This window comes from Candidatus Levibacter sp. Uisw_134_01 (assembly GCF_047717795.1).
Classification (GTDB): Bacteria; Pseudomonadota; Alphaproteobacteria; order Puniceispirillales; family Marisalimonadaceae; genus Marisalimonas.
On record NZ_CP159808.1, the window covers coordinates 1,510,028 to 1,530,995 of the forward strand.

Annotated in this window: 18 protein-coding genes; 3 read left to right on the forward strand and 15 right to left on the reverse strand. The window is 33.0% G+C overall.

The window, feature by feature from the left end; translation table 11 throughout:
• Positions 1-27 precede the first annotated feature (27 nt).
• The 8 genes from ABXT66_RS07795 to ABXT66_RS07830 all read right to left on the reverse strand — a co-directional run bounded on the left by ABXT66_RS07795 (position 28) and on the right by ABXT66_RS07830 (position 8,626).
• Positions 28-1,395 carry a flagellar hook-length control protein FliK gene (locus ABXT66_RS07795; protein ID WP_443642932.1) on the reverse strand — a complete coding sequence of 456 codons (1,368 nt, stop codon included), beginning with the start codon at positions 1,393-1,395 and terminating at the stop codon, positions 28-30.
• 73 nt (positions 1,396-1,468) lie between these two features.
• Complete coding sequence (locus ABXT66_RS07800) at positions 1,469-1,861, reverse strand: hypothetical protein (RefSeq protein ID WP_443642933.1); 393 nt, start codon at positions 1,859-1,861, stop codon at positions 1,469-1,471.
• A 9-nt stretch (positions 1,862-1,870) separates the two neighbouring features.
• Entirely contained in the window at positions 1,871-3,190 is a 1,320-nt protein-coding gene (locus ABXT66_RS07805; RefSeq protein ID WP_443642934.1) for a FliI/YscN family ATPase, read from the reverse strand.
• Positions 3,191-3,212: 22 nt separating this feature from the next.
• A complete protein-coding gene (locus ABXT66_RS07810) occupies positions 3,213-4,262 on the reverse strand; it encodes a hypothetical protein (RefSeq protein ID WP_443642935.1) in 1,050 nt (349 codons plus the stop codon).
• Between the two features lie 19 nt (positions 4,263-4,281).
• Positions 4,282-5,325 (reverse strand): flagellar motor switch protein FliG, encoded by a 1,044-nt coding sequence (fliG, locus tag ABXT66_RS07815; protein ID WP_443642936.1) that lies wholly within the window; start codon positions 5,323-5,325, stop codon positions 4,282-4,284.
• Positions 5,326-5,351: 26 nt separating this feature from the next.
• The gene (gene fliF, locus ABXT66_RS07820) at positions 5,352-7,076 is read right to left on the reverse strand and encodes a flagellar basal-body MS-ring/collar protein FliF (RefSeq protein ID WP_443642937.1); all 1,725 of its coding nucleotides are present in this window, start codon (positions 7,074-7,076) and stop codon (positions 5,352-5,354) included.
• 23 nt (positions 7,077-7,099) lie between these two features.
• The gene (fliE, locus tag ABXT66_RS07825; RefSeq protein WP_443642938.1) at positions 7,100-7,414 is read right to left on the reverse strand and encodes a flagellar hook-basal body complex protein FliE; all 315 of its coding nucleotides are present in this window, start codon (positions 7,412-7,414) and stop codon (positions 7,100-7,102) included.
• Between the two features lie 15 nt (positions 7,415-7,429).
• Entirely contained in the window at positions 7,430-8,626 is a 1,197-nt protein-coding gene (locus ABXT66_RS07830; RefSeq protein ID WP_443642939.1) for a sigma 54-interacting transcriptional regulator, read from the reverse strand.
• A 188-nt stretch (positions 8,627-8,814) separates the two neighbouring features.
• On the opposite strand from ABXT66_RS07830, the gene ABXT66_RS07835 reads away from it, so the two are divergent.
• The gene (locus ABXT66_RS07835; RefSeq protein ID WP_443642940.1) at positions 8,815-9,951 is read left to right on the forward strand and encodes a sigma-54 interaction domain-containing protein; all 1,137 of its coding nucleotides are present in this window, start codon (positions 8,815-8,817) and stop codon (positions 9,949-9,951) included.
• On the opposite strand, the gene ABXT66_RS07840 is transcribed toward ABXT66_RS07835, so the two are convergent.
• From ABXT66_RS07840 to ABXT66_RS07850, 3 genes are all read right to left on the reverse strand, one after another.
• Positions 9,944-11,935 (reverse strand): flagellin N-terminal helical domain-containing protein, encoded by a 1,992-nt coding sequence (locus ABXT66_RS07840; RefSeq protein ID WP_443642941.1) that lies wholly within the window; start codon positions 11,933-11,935, stop codon positions 9,944-9,946. The two genes, ABXT66_RS07835 and ABXT66_RS07840, sit on opposite strands and share 8 nt — an antisense overlap.
• A gap of 134 nt (positions 11,936-12,069) precedes the next feature.
• Positions 12,070-12,357 (reverse strand): hypothetical protein, encoded by a 288-nt coding sequence (locus tag ABXT66_RS07845; protein WP_443642942.1) that lies wholly within the window; start codon positions 12,355-12,357, stop codon positions 12,070-12,072.
• Positions 12,357-12,743, reverse strand: a complete 387-nt coding sequence (locus ABXT66_RS07850) for a flagellar export chaperone FliS (RefSeq protein ID WP_443642943.1) — start codon at positions 12,741-12,743, stop codon at positions 12,357-12,359. Before ABXT66_RS07850 ends, ABXT66_RS07845 begins: the two co-directional genes overlap by 1 nt.
• Before the next feature lie 128 nt (positions 12,744-12,871).
• On the opposite strand from ABXT66_RS07850, the gene ABXT66_RS07855 reads away from it, so the two are divergent.
• Positions 12,872-13,231, forward strand: a complete 360-nt coding sequence (locus ABXT66_RS07855; RefSeq protein WP_443642944.1) for a hypothetical protein — start codon at positions 12,872-12,874, stop codon at positions 13,229-13,231.
• An 84-nt stretch (positions 13,232-13,315) separates the two neighbouring features.
• Positions 13,316-15,493 carry a flagellin N-terminal helical domain-containing protein gene (locus tag ABXT66_RS07860; RefSeq protein ID WP_443642945.1) on the forward strand — a complete coding sequence of 726 codons (2,178 nt, stop codon included), beginning with the start codon at positions 13,316-13,318 and terminating at the stop codon, positions 15,491-15,493.
• An 88-nt stretch (positions 15,494-15,581) separates the two neighbouring features.
• Here the strand turns inward: ABXT66_RS07860 and ABXT66_RS07865 are convergent, their stop codons facing one another.
• The 4 genes from ABXT66_RS07865 to ABXT66_RS07880 form a co-directional block, all read right to left on the reverse strand.
• Entirely contained in the window at positions 15,582-16,412 is an 831-nt protein-coding gene (locus tag ABXT66_RS07865) for an SDR family oxidoreductase (protein WP_443642946.1), read from the reverse strand.
• A 50-nt stretch (positions 16,413-16,462) separates the two neighbouring features.
• Positions 16,463-17,221 carry an acylneuraminate cytidylyltransferase family protein gene (locus tag ABXT66_RS07870; RefSeq protein WP_443642947.1) on the reverse strand — a complete coding sequence of 253 codons (759 nt, stop codon included), beginning with the start codon at positions 17,219-17,221 and terminating at the stop codon, positions 16,463-16,465.
• On the reverse strand, positions 17,221-19,089 hold the full coding sequence (locus tag ABXT66_RS07875; protein WP_443642948.1) for a tetratricopeptide repeat protein: 1,869 nt from the start codon (positions 19,087-19,089) through the stop codon (positions 17,221-17,223). Before ABXT66_RS07875 ends, ABXT66_RS07870 begins: the two co-directional genes overlap by 1 nt.
• 111 nt (positions 19,090-19,200) lie before the next feature.
• Positions 19,201-20,856 carry a tetratricopeptide repeat protein gene (locus ABXT66_RS07880; RefSeq protein ID WP_443642949.1) on the reverse strand — a complete coding sequence of 552 codons (1,656 nt, stop codon included), beginning with the start codon at positions 20,854-20,856 and terminating at the stop codon, positions 19,201-19,203.
• Positions 20,857-20,968: the final 112 nt, after the last annotated feature.

A 20,968-nucleotide genomic window follows, 5' to 3' on the forward strand; every position in this document is an offset into this window, starting at 1 on the left:
TTTTTCTCACTTTATGTTTATAGTTAATTATGCAATTACGTTGATTATATGTCTAGATGAATTGTCTTCAATTTCCATTTCATCTAATGACTCAACTTTTTTTTCAGCCGTTCCGTTTTGGTTTTCTTTTTCATTATTTGAATTTTGATTAGATTGATTATTTGATCCAAAGTTTTGGTTTTCGTTTTTTGCCAAAAATTCTAAATTTATCCCCTGATCATTAAAAAGTTTTTGTAGATAATTTTCATTTTGATTTAATGCTGTAGTAACAAAACTGTTTTCAGCAATTATTTTAACACTTCCTATACCTTCTTTTAGTCTCACTGAAACTTTTAGCATTCCTAAATTTTTTGGTTTGAGATTAAACTCTATTTCTCCACCACCGTCTGCAAGTGAATTTTGTATCTTAGATACGAGCTTGGATGACCACCCTTTTTGAGTCAAATCAAGGTTATCAAGAAAATTTTCTAAAACTGAATTATATCCATTATTTGAAAAAGAAGTACTTCCATTCTGAGAGTAATTATTCGCAGAATTGTTACTATGATTTAATTGCTGTGTGCTTAAATTGGTATTTTCTTTGTTTTTTGTTTCGTAGATTTTATTTTTCTGTAACTTTTCAATAGTTTGATTATCTTGAAGATTAATCATAGCATTATTAATGATTTTAGCATCAAAATGGGAAGATGAATTATTCAGTTGGCTATTTTCTATATTACTTACTTTAGCTAAATTGTATATTTTATTTGGATGGTTATTTTTTTTTACCTTTTTGACAAATGAAGAAAGTTGATCCCTTAAAGAAGATCTCTTTTGATCTTTGGCTTCAGGTTCTTGGTTCTGTCCATAAACTAACTTTTCTTGATCTTTAATAATTATATCTTGTTGATTGAACTTAATGTTATGAATATTTTTTAAGTTTTTAAACTTAGTATTATTTTTTTCATTATTTAATAACTTCCTATTTTCTATTAAATTTTCAGGAGATTTCAAAGATTTTTCAGACAGTAAATTTTTGAAGCTTTTGCTACCAGAAAGATCTAATTTAATCTCTTTTAAATTTGTTAAATCTGACTTTATTAAATTTAAAATTTTATGTTTTTTTGTTTCGCTTAGATTTTCATCTAACTTTATCATATTTTTAATTTTATCTAAATCAGGCAAATTATTTTTTTTGCTTTCAAAATCAGGAATAATATGGAAAATATTATCAAGAATTTTAATATCATCTTCATCAAAAATATATTCTTTATCTATTATATTATTGTCAGATGACATTTCTTCACTTTTAAAATTGATTGAGAACAAAGAATTTAATACAGAAGTATCTTGAGCTTCTCCGTTTAATCCTGATAATTTATCAATAGTTTGATTTGTATCTGTATTAATATTCATAGTCATAGCCTATATTTTTGGAAAAAATGCAAATATAATGCCATTTATAAAAATAAAATTTTTATGATAAAAATTAGAGTGAATTTCTCTTTTCTAATTCATTACGATACTTTTTTTTGTATTCACTAGTTTTATCTTCAGCTTTATTTTTTTTTAAATTATTAATAATAATTTTTTGTTGAATATTTTTCTTCTCATTCAATAAATGTTTATTTCTGTTGTCCGCAATATTTTTTTGATTTTGAAGTGTATTTAATAATTGTGCATTATTTTTGAAATAGCCGGAACTAATAATTTTATCTGATTTTTCAGCTCTACCATTGTCCATAATGGTGTCTATTTGAGTGATTAAATTTTGATTTTTAATGATTTCATTTTCTATTAAATTAGAGTTCGCAATTTCTTTTGAAATATCTCTTTTTCGTAACGTTGCTAAACGCTTGAATCTTTCTATTTTTTTTAACAATGTAAAAACCTATTTGTAAAGTTGTAATAATTGACTCTTAGAGCTTTCAAAATCTGCTTTTTGATCCTGTGATTGTGAAATAAATTCTATTAGTTTAGGCCATATCTGTATTGCGTCATCTAGATCTTTATCTTGCCCTGGTGTATAACCACCCATCAATACCAAGTCTTTATTTTCAATGTAAGTACTAATGTGTTTTCTAAATAACTTAGTAGCATTGGAATGTTCTAAAGTTACTAAATCATTCATTACCCTACTTATTGAATGCGAAACATCAACAGCAGGGTAAATTCCCATTTGAGCATTTGACCTACTTAAAACTATATGACCATCAAGTATAGCTCTTGCTGTATCAACAACAGGATCATTGTTATCATCACCATCGGCTAATATCGTATAAAATGATGTAATGCTTCCCTCACCTTTATCATTTGTCCCTGTTCTTTCTATTAAGTTTGGTATCATTGAAATCACAGATGCAGGGTATCCTTTTGTTGTAGCTGTTTCTCCTAAAGAAAGACCAATCTCTCGTTTGGCATGGGCTATCCTAGTAAGACTGTCCATGATGAGCAAAACATTCTTGTTTTGGTCTCTAAAATATTCTGCAATTGCAGTGGCTCTATTGGCAGCCCTGATTCTCATTAATGGAGATCTGTCTGCTGGCACTGCAACAACAGTTATTTTTTTTGCTGTTTCATCGTTAAATAATTCATTGACCATTGCTCCAACTTCTCTAGCTCTTTCACCAATCAATGCAATTACTACAACATCGGCATCAGTATATTTACTCATCATGCCAAGTAATACTGATTTACCAACACCAGAACCTGCAATAATTCCAAGCCTTTGACCTTGTCCGACTGTTAATAAAGAATTAATAATTCTTACACCTACATCTAACGGTTTTTGTATTAGGCTTCTCTTAAGCGGATTCATAGGTTTTCCCATCAAAGGCCACTTATTATTTATTGGCTCTAAGGGTTTATCATCAAGTGGTTTGCCAAACGCATCCGTTACTCTACCCAACAATGTATCATCGACATCTATATGTCTGCCATCATCATGAAGTGAAACTTTGCATCCGGTTACAATATGTGACGAAGGCTCCAAGATAGCTAACATGTTATAATTTTTATCAAAACTTACAACTTCTGCTAGTATGTCTTTACCCATTTGGTCTTTTACAATACATAAACTTCCGATAGGTGCTGGAAAAGGATCGCAATACAAGACATTACCATCAAAACGGTTTACCAGACCAGAACTAACAATTAATTTAGGTCTTTTTATTTGTGATATATTGTCTAATAATTTTGTTTCAAAATTCATAAAGTTGTCTCAGTCTAGTATTTTATTTTTTTTCTAGGGTTTTTTCTGAATAATGCATACCATCGCAATTTAACACTATATCGCCTCTTGAAAGGTCTTTATTTGGTAAAAACTGTGTTTTTTTATTAATATTTTTAAAGCTATCTATTTTTGAAATAGCTTCTAAATCCTTATCATTAACTTCGATTATAATTTTTTCTTCAAAACAATTAATATTTTTTAAAAATAATTTTATTTTTTTTTCATATTTATCTGGCATTTTATCAATTTGGTAACCAGCCAGCTCATTTGCAATATTAAGAATTTTAGTTTCCATAACGTCATATATTGCTTTTTCACTCAAATTAGACAATGACGAAAAAATACTCTTGAAACCTTCAATTTCTTTTTTTAGATCATCACTAGAGTTGTTATATGTTTGAGTTTCAATTTCAGAATTTTGAAAACTTTCATTGTCTGATTTTTTTATTGATTGAGATACAGCATCTCTAACAGAGTTGAGTGCTTGTTGTGTCTCTTCATCTTTTTTATCTTCTACTTTAAGATCATTTTTTTGAATATCATTTTCACCCAAGTCGACTTTGTTTTGTTCTTCATCAGATTGATTTTCATTAGTTGTTTGGAAATTTGAAATATCTTGAGGTATATCATCTTGAGGCACATCATCTTTAGTTAAATCTTCGTTATTCTCAAGATTTTCATCGCTTAGTAAATTTTGTTTATCTATATTTTCAACAACTGCTTTAGGTTCATTATTGCTTTCTGTATTTTCATTTTGATCTGTTTTATCTATTGCTTCAGTTTCTTCAGGTTTGGTTTCATTAGTATTTTCTACGTCTGGACTTACGCTCTCATGTTCATTTGTTATATTATTTTTTTCCTGCTTAGTTTCAAAATCAAGAGCAAGATCAATTAAAGATTTTTTTATAAAATTAGAATTATTTGAGATATTCTTGTCCTGAAAAACAGCCTCAGACTGAGTTTTAAGAAAAGATTTTATTTGTTCACTTCCAAGAGGTACGATATTTTCGTTATCAATATCTGCATTCTCATATTGTGTTTTTAACGACATGGCTTTCTATCTTTCATCTTTAAACATAGTCGTCACCACCACGACCTGCTAACACGATTGAACCTTCATCAGACATGCGTCTGGCAACCGCAATGATTTGTTTTTGAGCCTCTTGAACTTCTGTTAACCTGACAGGACCTAACGCTTCCATTTCGTCTTGAATGTTAGCTGCTGCACGTTGTGACATGCATCCAAATAATTTATCCTTTAACTCTTGATCCGCACCCTTCAAGGCTAAAATAATTAAATCATCTTCAACAGCACGTAATAGTGTCTGTAATGACTTGTCGTCAGAAAGTAGTAAAGTTTCAAATACAAACATACTATCTTGAATAGCTTGCATAAGAGCTTTATCATCTTTCAAAATATCTTTCATTATTTTAGCTTCACCATCTGCACTTATAAAGTTCATAATTTTTGCTGCAGCAGGTACTCCTCCAACTTTACTTGCTCTAAGGCTAGCATTAGAGGAAAAAACCTTTTGCATCACCCTATCAAGTTCTTGCAGAGCTTCAGGCTGAACAGTTTGAAGAGTTGCAATCCTTCTTATAATATCTGACTGCGTATTTTCCGGTAAAAAGTTTAACACATCAGAGGCTGTAGAAGGTTCTAAGTAAGATATAATCAAAGCTATTATTTGCGGGTGTTCATCAATAATTAAATCAGCAATTGAACGAGCGTCTAGCCAATCAAGTATTTCTATGGCCTTATTACTGTCAGATGGAGTAATTTTACCTAAAACTGTTTGAGCTTTATCTTCACCCAATGATTTTGTCATAACATTTTTTATATAATTTCCTCCAGAGATTCCTAAGCTAGTTTGTGATTTAATAATTGCTAAGAATTCGTCTAAAACCAAGTTTACAGTTCCTTGGCCAAGACCCTGCACCGAATACATAGCTGTTCCAAGAACTTGTACTTCTTTAGGTGACAGGTTTCCCATAATTTCTGCAGCTTCATCTTCTCCAATAAGCATCATTAAAATGGCACATTTTTGTGTACCTGTAAGACCTTGATAAATTTCATCGGCATTAGGTTCTTTTTGTTTTGCTGCTTCAGCCATAATAATATCCCACTTTCTTTTTCTTTTTAAGAGTCTCTGGCGTCATTTCCCATCATGCCTTTGAAGACACTAGATACTCTTCCTGCCTCATCTCCAACAATCATTCTTATTACAGCTACTTTATCATCATAAGTATTAGCTGTATCGAGCATTTCTGCGGATATGGCAGACTTCTTTGGTTTAAGTTTAGCTTTAATATCCTCAAGGGATTCACCTTCTTGTACTTCTATTTTTTCGTCATCAATATCAATTTCATCGCCTGCCATAGCACCGCCTCCAGATGAAAAGCTTGCAGGAACCACCACTCTTTTCAATAAAGGATGTAACGCTCCAAATATAACGATAGCTAAAATCAAGATAGTTGCAAATTGTTGTAACATTTCTTTTATAGAATTATTTTCGTACCATGGCTCAATATCTGCCTCAAGAATATCAACAAAAGGGCTGCTTGTTACAGTGACACTATCGCCTCTTGCCTCATCAAACCCAAGCGCCTCTTGAACTAAAGATTTAATTTCTATTAATTTCTCTTTACTTAATGTTTCAAACGTATACGTACCTTCCGCTGTTAACACCTTCTTCTCACGAATAATTACAGCAGCCTTAATTTTTTTGATTACACCATATTGAGCAGTTGTAGTTTCAACTTTTCTACTAACCTCATAATTTTTTACAGAAGTTTGACTTCTTTGCTTTAAATTTGTGCCTGCTCCTGCACTTTCAGGGGCTTCTTTCTTTAAATCTGGAGCTAGCGGTGGAGCGTTTGACAAGGCACCAGGAATACCTCTTGCTTCTGGATTTGCACTTTCATCTAACGATGATTGTTCACTTCTCAATGCGTTTCCTTTTGGATCAACAGATTCTTCAGTTATTTCACTTTTTGTAAAATTCATATCTACATTTATTTCGGCTTTTAGGTTACCTGCTCCAACAATTGGTGTTAAAAGTGATATAACCCGTGATTTATAAATTTCACCTAATCTCATAGTTTGAGACATTTGTTCGCTTGAAGCTGTACTTGCAGCATCACTTGATGGCTTTGATAAAAGTTCACCAAATTGATCTACAACAGTAATGTTTTCAGATGGTAGGTTTGGTACTGATGATGCAACCAGATGAACAATTGATTGTATTTGTTGTCTTCCAAGTGACCTGCCACTTGAAAGTTTTACAAAAACAGACGCCGATGGCAAAGCTATTTCTCTGGCAAAAACTGTTTTTTCTGGAATAGCTAAGTGAACTCTTGCAGAACTAATGCCTGAAATAAAGTTTATCGATCTTGATAATTCTGATTCTAATGATTGTTTTATTCTAATAGCCTCTACTGAACGACTTGTACCCATTGGCATATCGCTCAGGTTGTCATATCCATCTGGAACAGAAGATGGCAAACCTTCAGCTGCTAACAGCATTCTAGAATTATGATAATCTTCTAATGGGACAGTTACTTCACCAGTAGATGGATTTAATGATACATTTACACCATTTTGTTTTAAAGTTTGAATAACAACAGATTTCTCACTTTCTGGAAGAGAAGCAAATAATGTAGTCATGTCAGCTTTTTGCATTGTAAAAAAAACAATTAAACCAATAAATGCTACAATTACTCCAAAGATTAAAGGAACAGATTTCTGAACAGCAGGATCAGATGTCATTTTTCTCACATTAGAGATAGATGAAGATATTCGACTTATGATCCCCGTACCTTGGTTAATTCCAGCTATATTATTTCCAGTAGTTGCTTCTGCCATTTTCTTATCCTAATCAAATTAAATTAAACGGGCATATTCATTATGTCTTTATAAGAACTCAAGACTTTGTTCCTAACATTTAAAGTCATTTGAAACGCAATACTTGAAATCTGCTGTTGCATAATAACTTTTGTTAAGTCAGTTTCTTTTCCTAATTCGTAATCCTTGGTGATTTCAGCTGCTTTATTCTGGCTATCTGCAACAGAATTAATGGCATCATTTAATTTTTTAGAAAAATCTTCTGCTTTTTCACCACCAGAAAATGCTTGGTTAGCTTTTTCTAATATATTTTGTCTGGCAAGGCTTGAAATACCACTATTTTCATTTGATATCTGCATTTGATTTCTCCTTTATCAAGTTGCTTTTGCAAATGCCAATTGATCAGCTAATGTTTCAACTGATAAATTTTCATTTATATTAGATAGTGATTTATCTATCATTATAGACATTTGATCTATAGCTTTACCCCCACTCAACACTAAAGCTCTTTGAAGGGTGTTTTCTAATTCACGAACATTACCTGGCCAATCATGCTTTAAAAGTAAATCTCTTGCATCTCCGGTAATAAAAGGAATAGTTCCATTTTCTTTATTATGCTTATCTAATATTTTTATTGAAATAGGTAAAATATCATCTTTCCTATCAGATAATTTTTTTGTCTGAAGTGGAAAGACATTTAATCTGTAATATAAATCTTCTCTAAATCTTGATTGATTAACTTCAGATGCCATGTCGCGGTTTGAAGTTGCTAAAACTCGTACATCAACCTCAATATCTCTTTGTCCTCCCACTGGAGTGACTTTTCGTTCTTGTAAAACTCTTAATAATTTTGCCTGTAAAGACAGCGGCATCTCAGAAATCTCATCCAAAAGCAATGTACCTTTGTCTGCTGCTCTAAAAATACCTTTATTAGCATTTGATGCACCAGTAAAAGCTCCTTTTTCATGACCAAATAAAATTGCCTCTAACATATTTTCTGGAATGGCTGCGCAATTAACCGCAACAAATGGCTCTTCTTTTCTATTAGAGTTTTCATGTAAATAATTTGCTAAAACCTCTTTTCCAGAACCTGTTGGGCCGTTTATAAATACAGTTACGTCTGTATTAGCAACTCTTCTGGCTAAAGATAATAATTCAAATGTTTTAATGTCGCCTGCAGAAAATAAAACATCTGGACAACAAACGTTAAAAATTAATTCTAATGAATACGGATCAGTAAAGTCTTCAACTGTAATTCTTTTTAAGGCTCCACCAAGATCATCTTGTATATCTATGCCAGCAACTAAGTTACTCTCGGTAATAATAACAACTTTAGTTAATTTTGCTTGTCTAGCTAAAGACACTAATTTTGAGGACCCGCCTATTTCTTTTTCAAAAATATCAGAGCAAACCATCGTGTTAGCATTATATCCTACAAGGTCAATTCCAAGAAAATCTGGCTTTGAGCTATCTGATCCAGCTTTTATTACTGTAACATCCCTATTCTCGAGCAAATCGCATAAATTATCTGCTATATTTAAACTATTTTGAACTACTATAACTTGGCTCATTTAAAACTCCTCACATTCGATGAAGTATAGAAGCAAGAACCTTGCCAAATAAGGTTTTTTAATTTTATTTACTATGTTATGTAACCAAAAACAGATGTATTTTGATTTCTTTAGTTGATTTTATTTTATAAAAGTCATTAATATGACACATAAAATTATTTTTTTTCAATTATTTGACGAGCTAATAAATGAATGTAGTAGAAAAACTAATAGACCCAAAAAATGTTAGTAAGTCTATACTTGATACTCTTAATGAAATGATTGATGGCAACAGTTCTGAGACTAAGTCAATGAAAAACTTGATAGCTATGGTTTCACAAACAGATAGCACAGCATTGATTTTAGGAGAAACTGGAACTGGAAAAGACGTTGTAGCACGAGCAATTCACAAATGTTCTAAAAAGAAAGGTTCTTTTGTCACAGTTAATTGTGCAGCTATACCATCAGAACTTTTAGAGTCAGAATTATTTGGTCATGAAAAAGGTTCCTTTACAGGTGCCGACAAATTAAGAAAAGGTAGGTTTGAACAATCAAGTGGCGGTTCACTATTTCTTGACGAAATTGGAGACATGCCTCTCGCTCTTCAAGCTAAATTATTGAGAGCAATAGAGAGTAGAACTATTCAAAGGGTTGGGGGTGCAGAAGACATCAAAATTGACCTTAGACTAATTTGCGCTACTCATAGAGATCTTGAAAAAAAAGTTGAAAGTGGAGATTTCAGGGCTGATCTATTTTTTAGGATAAATGTATTACCCATAAACGTCCCAACTTTAGCTGAACGTCGAACCGACATTCCAAGCCTTTATGAAACACTATTAAAAAATCTTCGAATAGATAAATCCGTTGAACCCATTTTTACACCTGAAGCAATAACGGCTCTGTCAAAACATAACTGGCCTGGGAATGTTAGAGAACTGAAAAATGTAATAGAAAGAGCTTGTATAATTTTTCCTGGCAAAGAAGTTACAAGTTCTAATGTGTATGAAAACCTACTAAGATTAAAAGTACCTAGCATTGCTGAAGAACAGGAAGCAATTTGGGAATTAACAGCTGACTTAGCTGAAATAAATAATGTTGATATCGATCAAACTACGAACCAAGAAGATTTTTTACCTCACCCTAAAAATTATAAAAATTGGTTTACATTTTATGATGAAATAGATTTAAGACGACATCTACAAGATGTTGAGATTGTTTTAATTGAAGAAGCACTCGAAAAGACCAATGGAAAGATTGCATTAGCAGCCGATAAATTAAAACTTAGGCGAACCACACTAATAGAGAAGATGAAAAAATATTCAATAACTTCTAATCAATCTAATTAACTAATCTTAACAATACGTCTGAACTAGCATTTGCCTGTGCAAGCATAGATGATGCCGCTTTTGATATAATTTGTGATTTAGTAAATTTAGCGGTTTCAAGGGCAAAATCAGCATCTTCAATTTTCGAAAGTCTTGTAGTTGATGCGATCTGAACATTAGTTAAAACATTCATTCTATATTCAATCCTATTTTCTGCTGATCCAAATTTACCACGTGTATTTGCAATGGTGTCTATTGCTGTATCTATTTTAGTCAATGCAGCAGTTGCGTTTGTTGCTGACGCAACAGAGATTGTTGATCCTGCTGATGGAGAGCTCGTAGAAGCCTGAGCTTGCATTCCAATTTCAGCAACATCATCACCAGAAATTTTAATAATGTCTGTTGAAGAATGTGTTAGTTGAATTTGTCCTTTAAATGTTACAGAACTGCCAACTGAAATAGTTGCCCCAGTTGCGTCAGTATGTGAGGTAAAGTATTTTCCAGCAGTACCTGCATGAGCAACCGTAATATCAGCTCCACTTGAACTTACTAATTGAAGATTACCAGCAGAATTAGCTGAAGCAACTATATCTCCAATTGCTGCGTTATTTATTGCTGCAATAGTAAGCGTTAAATTGCTTGCACTAGAAAAATTTATGGCATTTCCGTTTATGCTTATATTTGAAGCAGCGTCTGAAACCTCAGAGTTGTCAACTCCAATAGTAACTAAGTTATAGCCTGATGCGGTAACATTAGTTGTAGTAGAAATAGCATTTATGGCTTCTGCCTTTGCAGCTGCAGAGGCACTTGTAGATGAACCAACTGCCGTATCATTTATTTTAATATCATGCGAAGAAGTAAGTGCATTTGTTGAAACTAGGTCTGAACTTATTTGAGTGCTTGTATCAACTTCATTAAAGCCAAATCTAGCAAGATCGTCTATATTACCTTGATTACTTGTATACCCATTAGCAAGCGTATTAGCCTCAATTTTTACGTAACTACCATCATTATTTGCAAGTTTTAAATACCCTAAATATGTGCCAGCGGTAAAACCTGCATCTCCTGGTGCGTTACCTGCAATCACAATATCATTACCATCAGTATTCGATAAAGTAATTGAGTTATTTGAATTTAACACTGCCGTTACTCCTGAGGCCTCTTGATTAATTGCTGTAATCAAGTTAGCTAAACTTGTTTGAATAGATATAGTATTTGAATTTATAGTAAATGTATTGCTCATACTTAAATTAGAAATGACTGATGAAGTTAAGCTATTAAATCCAGTAGCCACTGCACCATGATTAGACGAGTTTGCATTTATGGCCGTTGCTAACGCGGTTGCTGTATTATTTCCTGAAGTTAAATTACTAGTTAAAGTTGCTGCAAGTGCGTTTTCACCATTTATTAAAATATCATTTGCTGCTAAATTAGAGCTATAATTGAATGAAGTGACCCTACCGCTTGTAAATTCAGAAACCCCTGAAGTTGCTGAAAGATTTAAGGCTACACTATCTGAATCAACTAAACTGATAGACAAACTTGAATTGGCTTCGTTGCCTATATTAAATTTAGTTGTTGTACTTGAACCGTCAAGCAAAACTAATTCATTGTATTTAGTAGTCTTAGTAATAGCATCTATCTCACTAAGATATGCATCCACTTCAACCTGCAATGTTGTTCTGTCAGCATCAGTTAAAGTTGCATCTGTACCCTCAACTGCTAATGCCCTAATCATACTTAATAAATTATTTATTTCAGAAAGACCACTTTCAGCTGTTTGAGTTAAAGTTATAGCTTGAAATCCATTTAATAATCCTTGTGAAATAGATGAGACTTTAGCGTCTAATTTAGCTATAGTTCCAATTAAACTTGGAGCATCTGAAGCAGAGTTCACTCTTTTCCCAGACGATAATCTTTCACTGGATTCTGAAATTTGTTTAATTTGATTTGATAAACTTTTTTGTATAACTTGAGAATTTGAAGAATTTAAAATACTAATCAATGTATGCACCTAACCTGTTATAAAATTACATAAGATTACGTTTCCTTTACGACAAGATTTAGGATTTGTTTAATTTTTCAGGCAAATTTTTTTAAAACTATTAACTTAATAAATAAATAAATTATATAATTCAATTACTTAGTCAAAGAATAAAAGTTAATTCTTTTGTTCAATTTATTATTATTTACACTCAGATTTTTCATTTTGTCTTCAATTCTATTAATTGAAGTATTATTAATATTAACTATTTCAGTAATTTTATTTTTAGAAGAAAGCTGAACTGTATTACTTATTTTATTAATAATATTTTGCCTTTCTAAATCTAATTTTAAAATTTTTTCAAAATTATTTGTATTTACTAAATCTGAAATTTCTACTGAAAGCAATTCAAGCTTATTCAAATCGTCTTGATACTCAACCATCAAATAACTCTTTCTTCATTTGATATATTTTTCCACCCACTAAGTATTTCTTTTATAACTTCCATTGCCTGCTTTACTCCGTTTGCATCTTTTTGAGTAAAGCCTTTTATAACTTGTTGCCTTGCAAATTCGTAAAGCTGAAATAAATTTCCTGCAATCTCAGGGGCTTTGTCAAAATCTAGGCAAGTTTGTAATCCATATATAATACTTAAACACTTGCTCATGTTTTTTGATTTTTTTAAAGCAACTTCCTTCTTGGATGTATTTTTATACTTAGATAGGTCATTAGTGTATTCTTCAATATCTATAATTACTTTCTCAAGCGAGTTAGATAATTGAAACATTAATTCACGAATAATCTCATGAGATGATTTAACCGAGTTCATTGAGGTCTCAGCTTTTTTATAAGCGTTAATATAATCTTTATTCATAATTAAAGTCACATCTAATACTTGATTTCATAAAACTTTATCTCAAATTTGCAATTTACTGACTATTATGGTTAAACTACCTTATGATTTTTAATAACGTTACAAATAATCAGTATTCGACCCCACCAATTAGTGTACCTAGACAACTAAGTAATGAAGCCATTGCAAATTCTGCAAACACTATGCCAAATATTGCAAGACCTATTCAGGAGCCTAATGTTCTTAGAAATTCATCAAATAATGTCTATCCTAATTTTATTAGGCAAGTATATAGTAATAATCAAAGTTCTTCTCATGGCTCTCTTACTGAAAGCTTTATAAGGTCACGTGCATCGCTATCACCTACTTATATGCATAACGAAATTACCACTAGATACGAAATGATAAGCACAATCCCCAGGATATTCTCCGAAATAAAAAAATCTGTAAATAAAATAGCTTAAAATAAAACTCTTATTTTTGGCACAACAATTGCAGGATTATCTCTGCCGGTACTTTGACAGTACTCGTTATGAATGGAGATTTATATGCCTACAGTTAATACAAATAGTGCAGCAACGTTTGCTCTGAACAAGATGAATGCTACCGAACGAGACATGCTTACTTCTATGGAGAGGCTTTCATCGGGCAAAAGAATTAATCATGCTGGGGACGATGCTGCTGGTGCTGCTATATCGGATAGGATGACAGCTCAAATAAAAGGATTAGAACAATCTGTTAGAAATGCCGGAGATGTCATTTCCATGGCACAAGTAGCTGAAGGAGCACTTGACGAATCTTCAGACATACTTCAAAGAATTAGAGAACTCGCCATTCAATCTGCTTCAGATGTTATGAACGCAGAAGAAAGATCATATTTAAACGCAGAAGTAATTCAAATGTTAGCTGAATTAGATAGAGTAACACGTGATACTACATTTAATGAAATCGCGGTATTAGACGGCTCTTTTGCTGACAGAAGATTTCAAATTGGTACTCATGAACGTGAGTTTGCTCAATTATCAGTATCGTCTATGAGAATTGATGCTTTAGGCGCTTTTAAAGCTGTTTCAGATAGCACAGATACTACAGGAATAAATTCTAATTTAGCACTAAATGCATATGCAGTAGCAGATACTACTGAAACTAATCTGATACAAGATGAAACTTTTACAGTACATGGGATTTTAGGAAGTTCTACGGTAACTGCAGCTGCTGGATCAACTGTTAGGGATATTGCAACTTCTGTTAATGCAATTTTTGACTCAACAGGTGTATCTGCCATTGCTTCTTCTCAACTTAAGATAGAAGCCAAATCTCTTGATAGCTCTTTAAATGGCCAAAATAGTGTTTCTTTCTCAATTCAAGGTAAAAATGGAACGTCTACATCAATTTCTGCTAATATTACATTAAACAGTTCAAAGGGTAGTTCGGTTTTATCTAACTTAAGAGATTCAGTAAATAATTATACAACTACCACTGGTATTACAGCTACTTTATCAAGCGATAATTCATCAATAATTTTAGTCCAAAATGAAGGATATGACATAAAATTAGGTGATGTAAATTTTGCAAGTGATACTGTTTCTACTGGTGCACAAAGAGTTCTTTTAGTTACTAGTTTAGATAATGATGAAGGCGTGGCTGGAGCTACAGTTAGCCTTGGAGATACAAACGTTACTGTTACTGACGCCGACAGCCTAGTGTCATCTGCATCTGGTACCGCTAATACTGCAATGACATTGAATGGAACACTAGCGAGTACAGCTGATGACAATGGCTTAGTTACTACTTTTGATGCTTCAAGTAATGGTACGACTGCAATTACTAAAGATGGAGCTTTAGCGGCTTCTACTACTTTGAATTCTTTAATAACAATTACACACGCTTCAGACACTGACTCAACTTATACAATAGTTGGTACAGATATTTATGGAAATGCTCAAACAGAAGATATTGCTGTTACTACAACTGACATAACATCAGGACTAAAAGTATTTCAAACAGTAACTAGTATTACGCCAAGTGGAAATGGACCATCTAATGTCATTATTGGTGTTGCAGCAACCGTGACAAACAAAAGTGCTTTAGTAACAATTACATCCGGTGCAAGCGATGAATCCGACAAAACATTTACTGTAGTTGGTACGGATATGGATGGCGCGGCTTTAACTGAAACTATTACTGGACCAACCGCTTTAGGAACAGTAACAGGAAGACAAATTTTTAAAACTATTCATTCAATTACTCCAACTTCATCTACAACTGGTGCAATTACTGTTGGAACCAAAGCTGCTGACTCTGTTATTGTAACTGGTCAGTTAGAAATGGTATCAAGTAATAGTTTTACAGTAATAGGTGAAGACGGAAAAGGATTATTTGAATTATCCCCCGGTGCAGCATCTTTAGATAAACTTGAAGGTGTAAATGTAAAAACAAGGACAGCATCAATTAACGCTCTTCGTGTAATTGACAGATCATTAGATAGAATTCATATGGAAAGAGCAAAATTAGGTGCCCTTAGCAGTAGAATGGAAAAGGCAATTGATAATTTATCAAATGTTGCCTTAAATACTGCAGCTTCTAGGGGACGAATTCAAGATGCAGACTTTGCAAAAGAATCAGCAGAATTAACTAAGCACCAAATTTTACAACAATCTGCAATGGCAATGATTGCACAAGCAGGAAAAGCTCAACAGAATGTTCTACAATTACTCCAAAATTAATTTTAATATTTAGTAATTTATAATTAGGTCTTTTAATTTACAGTTATAAGTCGACATACGTTTATACTACCTGGATAAGCTTTATTAATTAGGTCCAGCGAAGATCACGAGATAACATTCTGTTCTTTAGATGTTTTTCTAGAATATGAAGTCGTATAAAATATGATGCACGGAAATCGTTAGAAATAAGATGTCTGATATCAGAAATTCCATCAATCAATTCAGAAATTGTATCTTGCAAGGTATAGACAGGGGTATGGTTTGGAGCAAGTGATCCGAATGGATCAAAATTAACCTTATAAGACCTTTTGTCGGGTAGAGCCTGAGTATTAACAGATACTTCACAATTTGATACATTGTTAGCTACAGCTTTTGCTAATTCTGACACCTGATAATTCCATGAACTTGATCCCGTATTTACAGCAAGGTATGGTGTGGAAATATTTTTATCCCTAAGAATAGCCCACTCTATTGCCCGCGACATGTCTTTCACATGTATAAGTGGACGCCAAGGCGATCCATCGCTCAATATTTCAATTCGATTATTAATAATTGCGGATGCAACAAAATCGTTCAATACTAAGTCTAATCTTAAGCGATCGCTCATCCCACATGCAGTTGCAAATCTTAGCGAAGTTGCAGTAGTGCCATTACCTAAATCACATCTTTGAAGCACCTTTTCTACAGCTACTTTTGACTTCGCGTAATCTGTAAGGGGATTAAGAGTATCAAACTCTTTTTTAGGTTCTCCTTCTGAATCACCGTAAATGCTGCAACTTGAGGCGAACACCAATCTTTTGTTTGGTAAAGCTACGTAGGGTTCAATAATTTTCTTGACTGCAAGGTAGTTTATTGAGTTTGTAACATCCAAAAACTTATTGCCCATTGGATCATTGGATATAGCACTCAAAATAAGCAAAGCATAGTTTTAAGGACTAAAGTTTCGTGATATAGAAAATTATAAGTTTATTAAAAATTTATTATATGTTGATTTGACGAGGTATCGTTTTGTATGTAATTAGTACCATTTTTAACTAAGAGTTTTTTTATTTTTGGAACTAACCCCATTGACTCTTCAATCTTTGAACAAAGTATAAAATCTTCTTCATACTTTATTAACATGCCTGCAAGCACGCTAACTTCAACAAGTGACATTTTCCCAGGAAATAGCCCTTTAAAACCTTCACTTCTGCATTTTACATAAGTTGCTCTTTTCCATCCCATACAGCTATATATATATCTTTGAATAGGTTTGAGATCCTGTGTTTTTTCAAAAGAGTTATTAGGGTTAAAGTTTAGAGGTTCATTTGCAATACAACAATGCTGATATAAGGTGTTGACAGCCATAACACAATCTACGTCAGGATTATTTAGATGAGTACCACAATTTCTAATATCTTCAATTGACTGCAGTGGGCTTACACTGTTTACCCATAAGACAGATTCACAAGAAGGAAACTCTTCAAATAAAAAATCAATCACCATATCTGTTGTTGCATCATCACCTGCTAATTTTTTAGTTCTTTGTAAAAACTCAACTTCATTAGAGTTTACAAGCCCTTCGAAAACTGGATCATCACTCGTAATTATAACTTTATCAAAAATTCCAGAGCTTAAACATTTGTCCCTTGCAATTTCAGCCAAAGTTCTTGAGTTAAATGACTTATAATTTTTTTTGGGTAACCTTTTACTACCAGATCTTACTGGTATTACTGCAATTTTATTCATTACAAACTCCATATTTTAGTTATATTGAGAATATCTTCTTTAATTAATCTGAATACATTGTCCCATGTCTCCCATGTGTTTCTTTCACATATATCAATCGATGGTCCAACCGGATTGTTTAATATTGTATTCCATGAACTTTGTTTCCAACTAGCAAGCTTAGTTAGTGTTCCAACAGCGCCCGAGATATAAACTACCATAATTTTAGGTGTTATAACCATATCAAGTGCTGCACATAATGCGGTCGTATCATCAACATTATTAAATTGGTCTAATTCATCAAAGTTATGGACTGTTACCCCAAGTTTATCTTTGACTTTAGCTAAATCGTCTTCAAAATCCTTATATTGTAGATTTATAAACGTTACATCAGGGATCTTTAATACTGGTGACCACTCCAAAATGGGTGCGTAATTTGGTAAACGTCCAGGAGACATATCAGTACTTTTCCAGCCAATACCAACATAAGGACCTTTCCCCAATGAGTTAAGACGTTCTCTCCAATAGTTAACACGGTCTGGATCTGGAACAAGGTAGGCTTTAGGTTTAGTATTTTGTGTAATTTCTGAAAGAAAATGCCTATAAAGACTTCCCATTGGCAAGTGATAATCAAAATCGTCTCTATTGATATCAAGACTTCTATCTTCGGACTTAACTTCTACATTTGGAAATGACCGTTGTAACAAGGGAACTAATTTATCCTGACACTCCAAAATACAATGCTTAGCCTGAGAATCTAAAAAGGATAGGCAAGAAGACCAGTTTAACGTGTCTCCAATACCCTGCTCACTCCAAAGAAGAATTCTTTTATCCTTCAAACTCTGCGATCCATCCCACATCGGTTGGATAAAATTTCTCTCGTTAGACAAAAATTCAGGAATTTTCCAGCGCCATTCGCTTTCATCAAGACCTTCTTTAAGCCTTCCACTATTAAGAAGTGTAAGACTTAAGTTATGATGTGCTTCAGCAAAATCAGGCTTAAGTGAAATAGATTTGTTATAAGTTTCTATAGCCTCACTTAATTTATTTTTAGATTGAAGAGTTAATCCTATATTGTTGTAAGCTTCAGCGTAATCAGGCTTAAGTAAGACAGATTTGTTTAAAGCTTCCATTGCCTCGTCGAATTTACCTAATTCCTGTAAAAGAGCTCCCTTGTTATTATAGGCCTCAGCATAATCATTTTTTAGTAAGATTGATTTATCGTAAACTTTTATAGCTTCATCACACTTACCTTGAGATTGAAAAACAACTCCTAAGTTATTGTAAACTTCAGCATAATTGGGCTTAAGTGAAATAGATTTCCTATAAGCCTCTATAGCTTCATCTAACTTACCTTGAGCTTTTAAGGCCACTCCCATGTTGTAATAAGTACCAGCATCATTAGGCTTAAGTGAGATAGACTTTTTATAAGCCTCTAAAGCCTCATCTAACTTATGTAGGTTTTTTAATACAACACCCATATTACTGTAAACTTCTGCAAAATCAGGCTTAAGTGAAATAGATGTCTTATAAGCCTCTACAGCTTCATCAAGCATTCCTATCTGAGCCCTTGATGCACCCAGAATATTCCAAACAACATACGCACCTGGATATTGGACTGTTAGAGCCTCAGCTTGCTCAATCACAGCTTCTATTTGTCCTTGGTTATATAAATTAACTAGTTGATTTACAGATTCCTGAGGTGGATTTTGTATAACATTATTTTGTTTATACTTATTTAAAGAAGCTAACCCTTGCTGCGCTCTTATATTATTCGAAAAATTCTTTAAGATTGTTTCGTATAGCTTTTGGGCTTCAGCTAAATCACCCTTCTTTGAATATGACTTGGCTTTCATAAGTGACTGTTCTACTGATAAATTAGCCGACATTACTCATTCCTTTTTATATGCATATAACTCATATAGAGTGCAAGATTTGTGCCACGCATTAACATGTAGAAGAGATTAAAAACTTTCAAACAGAATTAATTAAGAACAACTTCAATTTTGATTTATTTTGAGAATATCTTCTTTAATTAATCTGAATACATTGTCCCATGTCTCCCATGTGTTTCTCGTGTATATATCAATCAATGGACCAACTGGATTGTTCAATATTGTATTCCATGAACTTTGTTTCCAATTTGCAAGCTTAGTTGGTGTTCCAACAGCGCCCGAGATTAACGGCGCTGTACCATGGTTAGACACAAGCATATCAAGTGCCGCACATAATGCGGTCGTATCATCAACATTATTAAATTGGTCTAATTCATCAAAGTTATGGACTGTTACCCCAAGTTTATCTTTGACTTTAGCTAAATCGTCTTCAAAATCCTTATATTGTAGATTTATAAACGTTACATCAGGGATCTTTAATACTGGTGACCACTCCAAAATGGGTGCGTAATTTGGTAAACGTCCAGGAGACATATCAGTACTTTTCCAGCCAATACCAACATAAGGACCTTTCCCCAATGAGTTAAGACGTTCTCTCCAATAGTTAACACGGTCTGGATCTGGAACAAGGTAGGCTTTAGGTTTAGTATTTTGTGTAATTTCTGAAAGAAAATGCCTATAAAGACTTCCCATTGGCAAGTGATAATCAAAATCGTCTCTATTGATATCAAGACTTCTATCTTCGGACTTAACTTCTACATTTGGAAATGACCGTTGTAACAAGGGAACTAATTTATCCTGACACTCCAAAATACAATGCTTAGCCTGAGAATCTAAAAAGGATAGGCAAGAAGACCAGTTTAACGTGTCTCCAATACCCTGCTCACTCCAAAGAAGAATTCTTTTATCCTTCAAACTCTGCGATCCATCCCACATCGGTTGGATAAAATTTCTCTCGTTAGACAAAAATTCAGGGTTTTTCCAGCGCCATTCGCTTTCATCAAGACCTTCTTTAAGCCTTCCACTTTTAAGAAGTGTAAAACCTAAGTTATAATGAGCTTCTGCAAAATCAGGCTTGAGTGAAATAGACTTCTTATAGACCTCTATGGCTTCATCTAACTTATTCAGGTAATGCAAAGCAAGACCCATATTATAATAAGCCTCTGCATAATCAGGTTTTAATGAAATAGATTTCTTATAAGCCTCTATAGCTTCATCTAACTTACCTTGAGAATAGAGGGTGTCGCCCATATTGTTATAAGCTTCAGCACGAGAAGGTTTTAGTGAGATAGACTTTTTATAAGCCTCTATAGCTTCATCTAACTTACCTTGGTTTTTTAAAGCTACACCCATATTGAAATGAGCATCAGCAAAATCAGACTTTAAGAAAATGGCTTTCTTGTAAGCATATATAGATTCGTCAAACATTCCTATTTCTTCTCTTGATGCACCCAGAATATTCCAAACAACATACGCACCTGGATATTGTGCTGTTAGACCCTCAGCTTGCTTTATCACAGTTTCCATTTGTCCTTGGTTATATAAGTTTACTAATTGATTTACTGATTCCTGAGGTGGATTTTGTATAACATTATTTTGTTTATACTTATTTAAAGAAGCTAACCCTTGCTGCGCTCTTATATTATTCGAAAAATTCTTTAAGATTGTTTCGTATAGCTTTTGAGCTTCAGCTAAATCACCCTTCTTTGAATATGACTTGGCTTTCATAAGTGACTGTTCTACTGATAAATTAGCCGACATTACTCATTCCTTTTTATATGCATATAACTCATCTAAAGTGCAATAGTTGTACCAAGATAAATCTTAAAAATTAATAAAAGTAAATATTTTAGACAAATAGATAAAACACAAA

Bases quoted from the DNA above. Each gene is read 5' to 3' on its own strand.
- ABXT66_RS07795 (WP_443642932.1), bottom strand. From the start codon at position 1,395: ATGAATATTAATACAGATACAAATCAAACTATTGATAAATTATCAGGA.
- ABXT66_RS07805 (WP_443642934.1), bottom strand. From the start codon at position 3,190: ATGAATTTTGAAACAAAATTATTAGACAATATATCACAAATAAAAAGA.
- ABXT66_RS07810 (WP_443642935.1), bottom strand. From the start codon at position 4,262: ATGTCGTTAAAAACACAATATGAGAATGCAGATATTGATAACGAAAAT.
- fliG (WP_443642936.1), bottom strand. From the start codon at position 5,325: ATGGCTGAAGCAGCAAAACAAAAAGAACCTAATGCCGATGAAATTTAT.
- fliF (WP_443642937.1), bottom strand. From the start codon at position 7,076: ATGGCAGAAGCAACTACTGGAAATAATATAGCTGGAATTAACCAAGGT.
- fliE (WP_443642938.1), bottom strand. From the start codon at position 7,414: ATGCAGATATCAAATGAAAATAGTGGTATTTCAAGCCTTGCCAGACAA.
- ABXT66_RS07830 (WP_443642939.1), bottom strand. From the start codon at position 8,626: ATGAGCCAAGTTATAGTAGTTCAAAATAGTTTAAATATAGCAGATAAT.
- ABXT66_RS07835 (WP_443642940.1), top strand. From the start codon at position 8,815: ATGAATGTAGTAGAAAAACTAATAGACCCAAAAAATGTTAGTAAGTCT.
- ABXT66_RS07845 (WP_443642942.1), bottom strand. From the start codon at position 12,357: ATGGTTGAGTATCAAGACGATTTGAATAAGCTTGAATTGCTTTCAGTA.
- ABXT66_RS07850 (WP_443642943.1), bottom strand. From the start codon at position 12,743: ATGAACTCGGTTAAATCATCTCATGAGATTATTCGTGAATTAATGTTT.
- ABXT66_RS07855 (WP_443642944.1), top strand. From the start codon at position 12,872: ATGATTTTTAATAACGTTACAAATAATCAGTATTCGACCCCACCAATT.
- ABXT66_RS07860 (WP_443642945.1), top strand. From the start codon at position 13,316: ATGCCTACAGTTAATACAAATAGTGCAGCAACGTTTGCTCTGAACAAG.
- ABXT66_RS07870 (WP_443642947.1), bottom strand. From the start codon at position 17,221: ATGAATAAAATTGCAGTAATACCAGTAAGATCTGGTAGTAAAAGGTTA.
- ABXT66_RS07875 (WP_443642948.1), bottom strand. From the start codon at position 19,089: ATGTCGGCTAATTTATCAGTAGAACAGTCACTTATGAAAGCCAAGTCA.
- ABXT66_RS07880 (WP_443642949.1), bottom strand. From the start codon at position 20,856: ATGTCGGCTAATTTATCAGTAGAACAGTCACTTATGAAAGCCAAGTCA.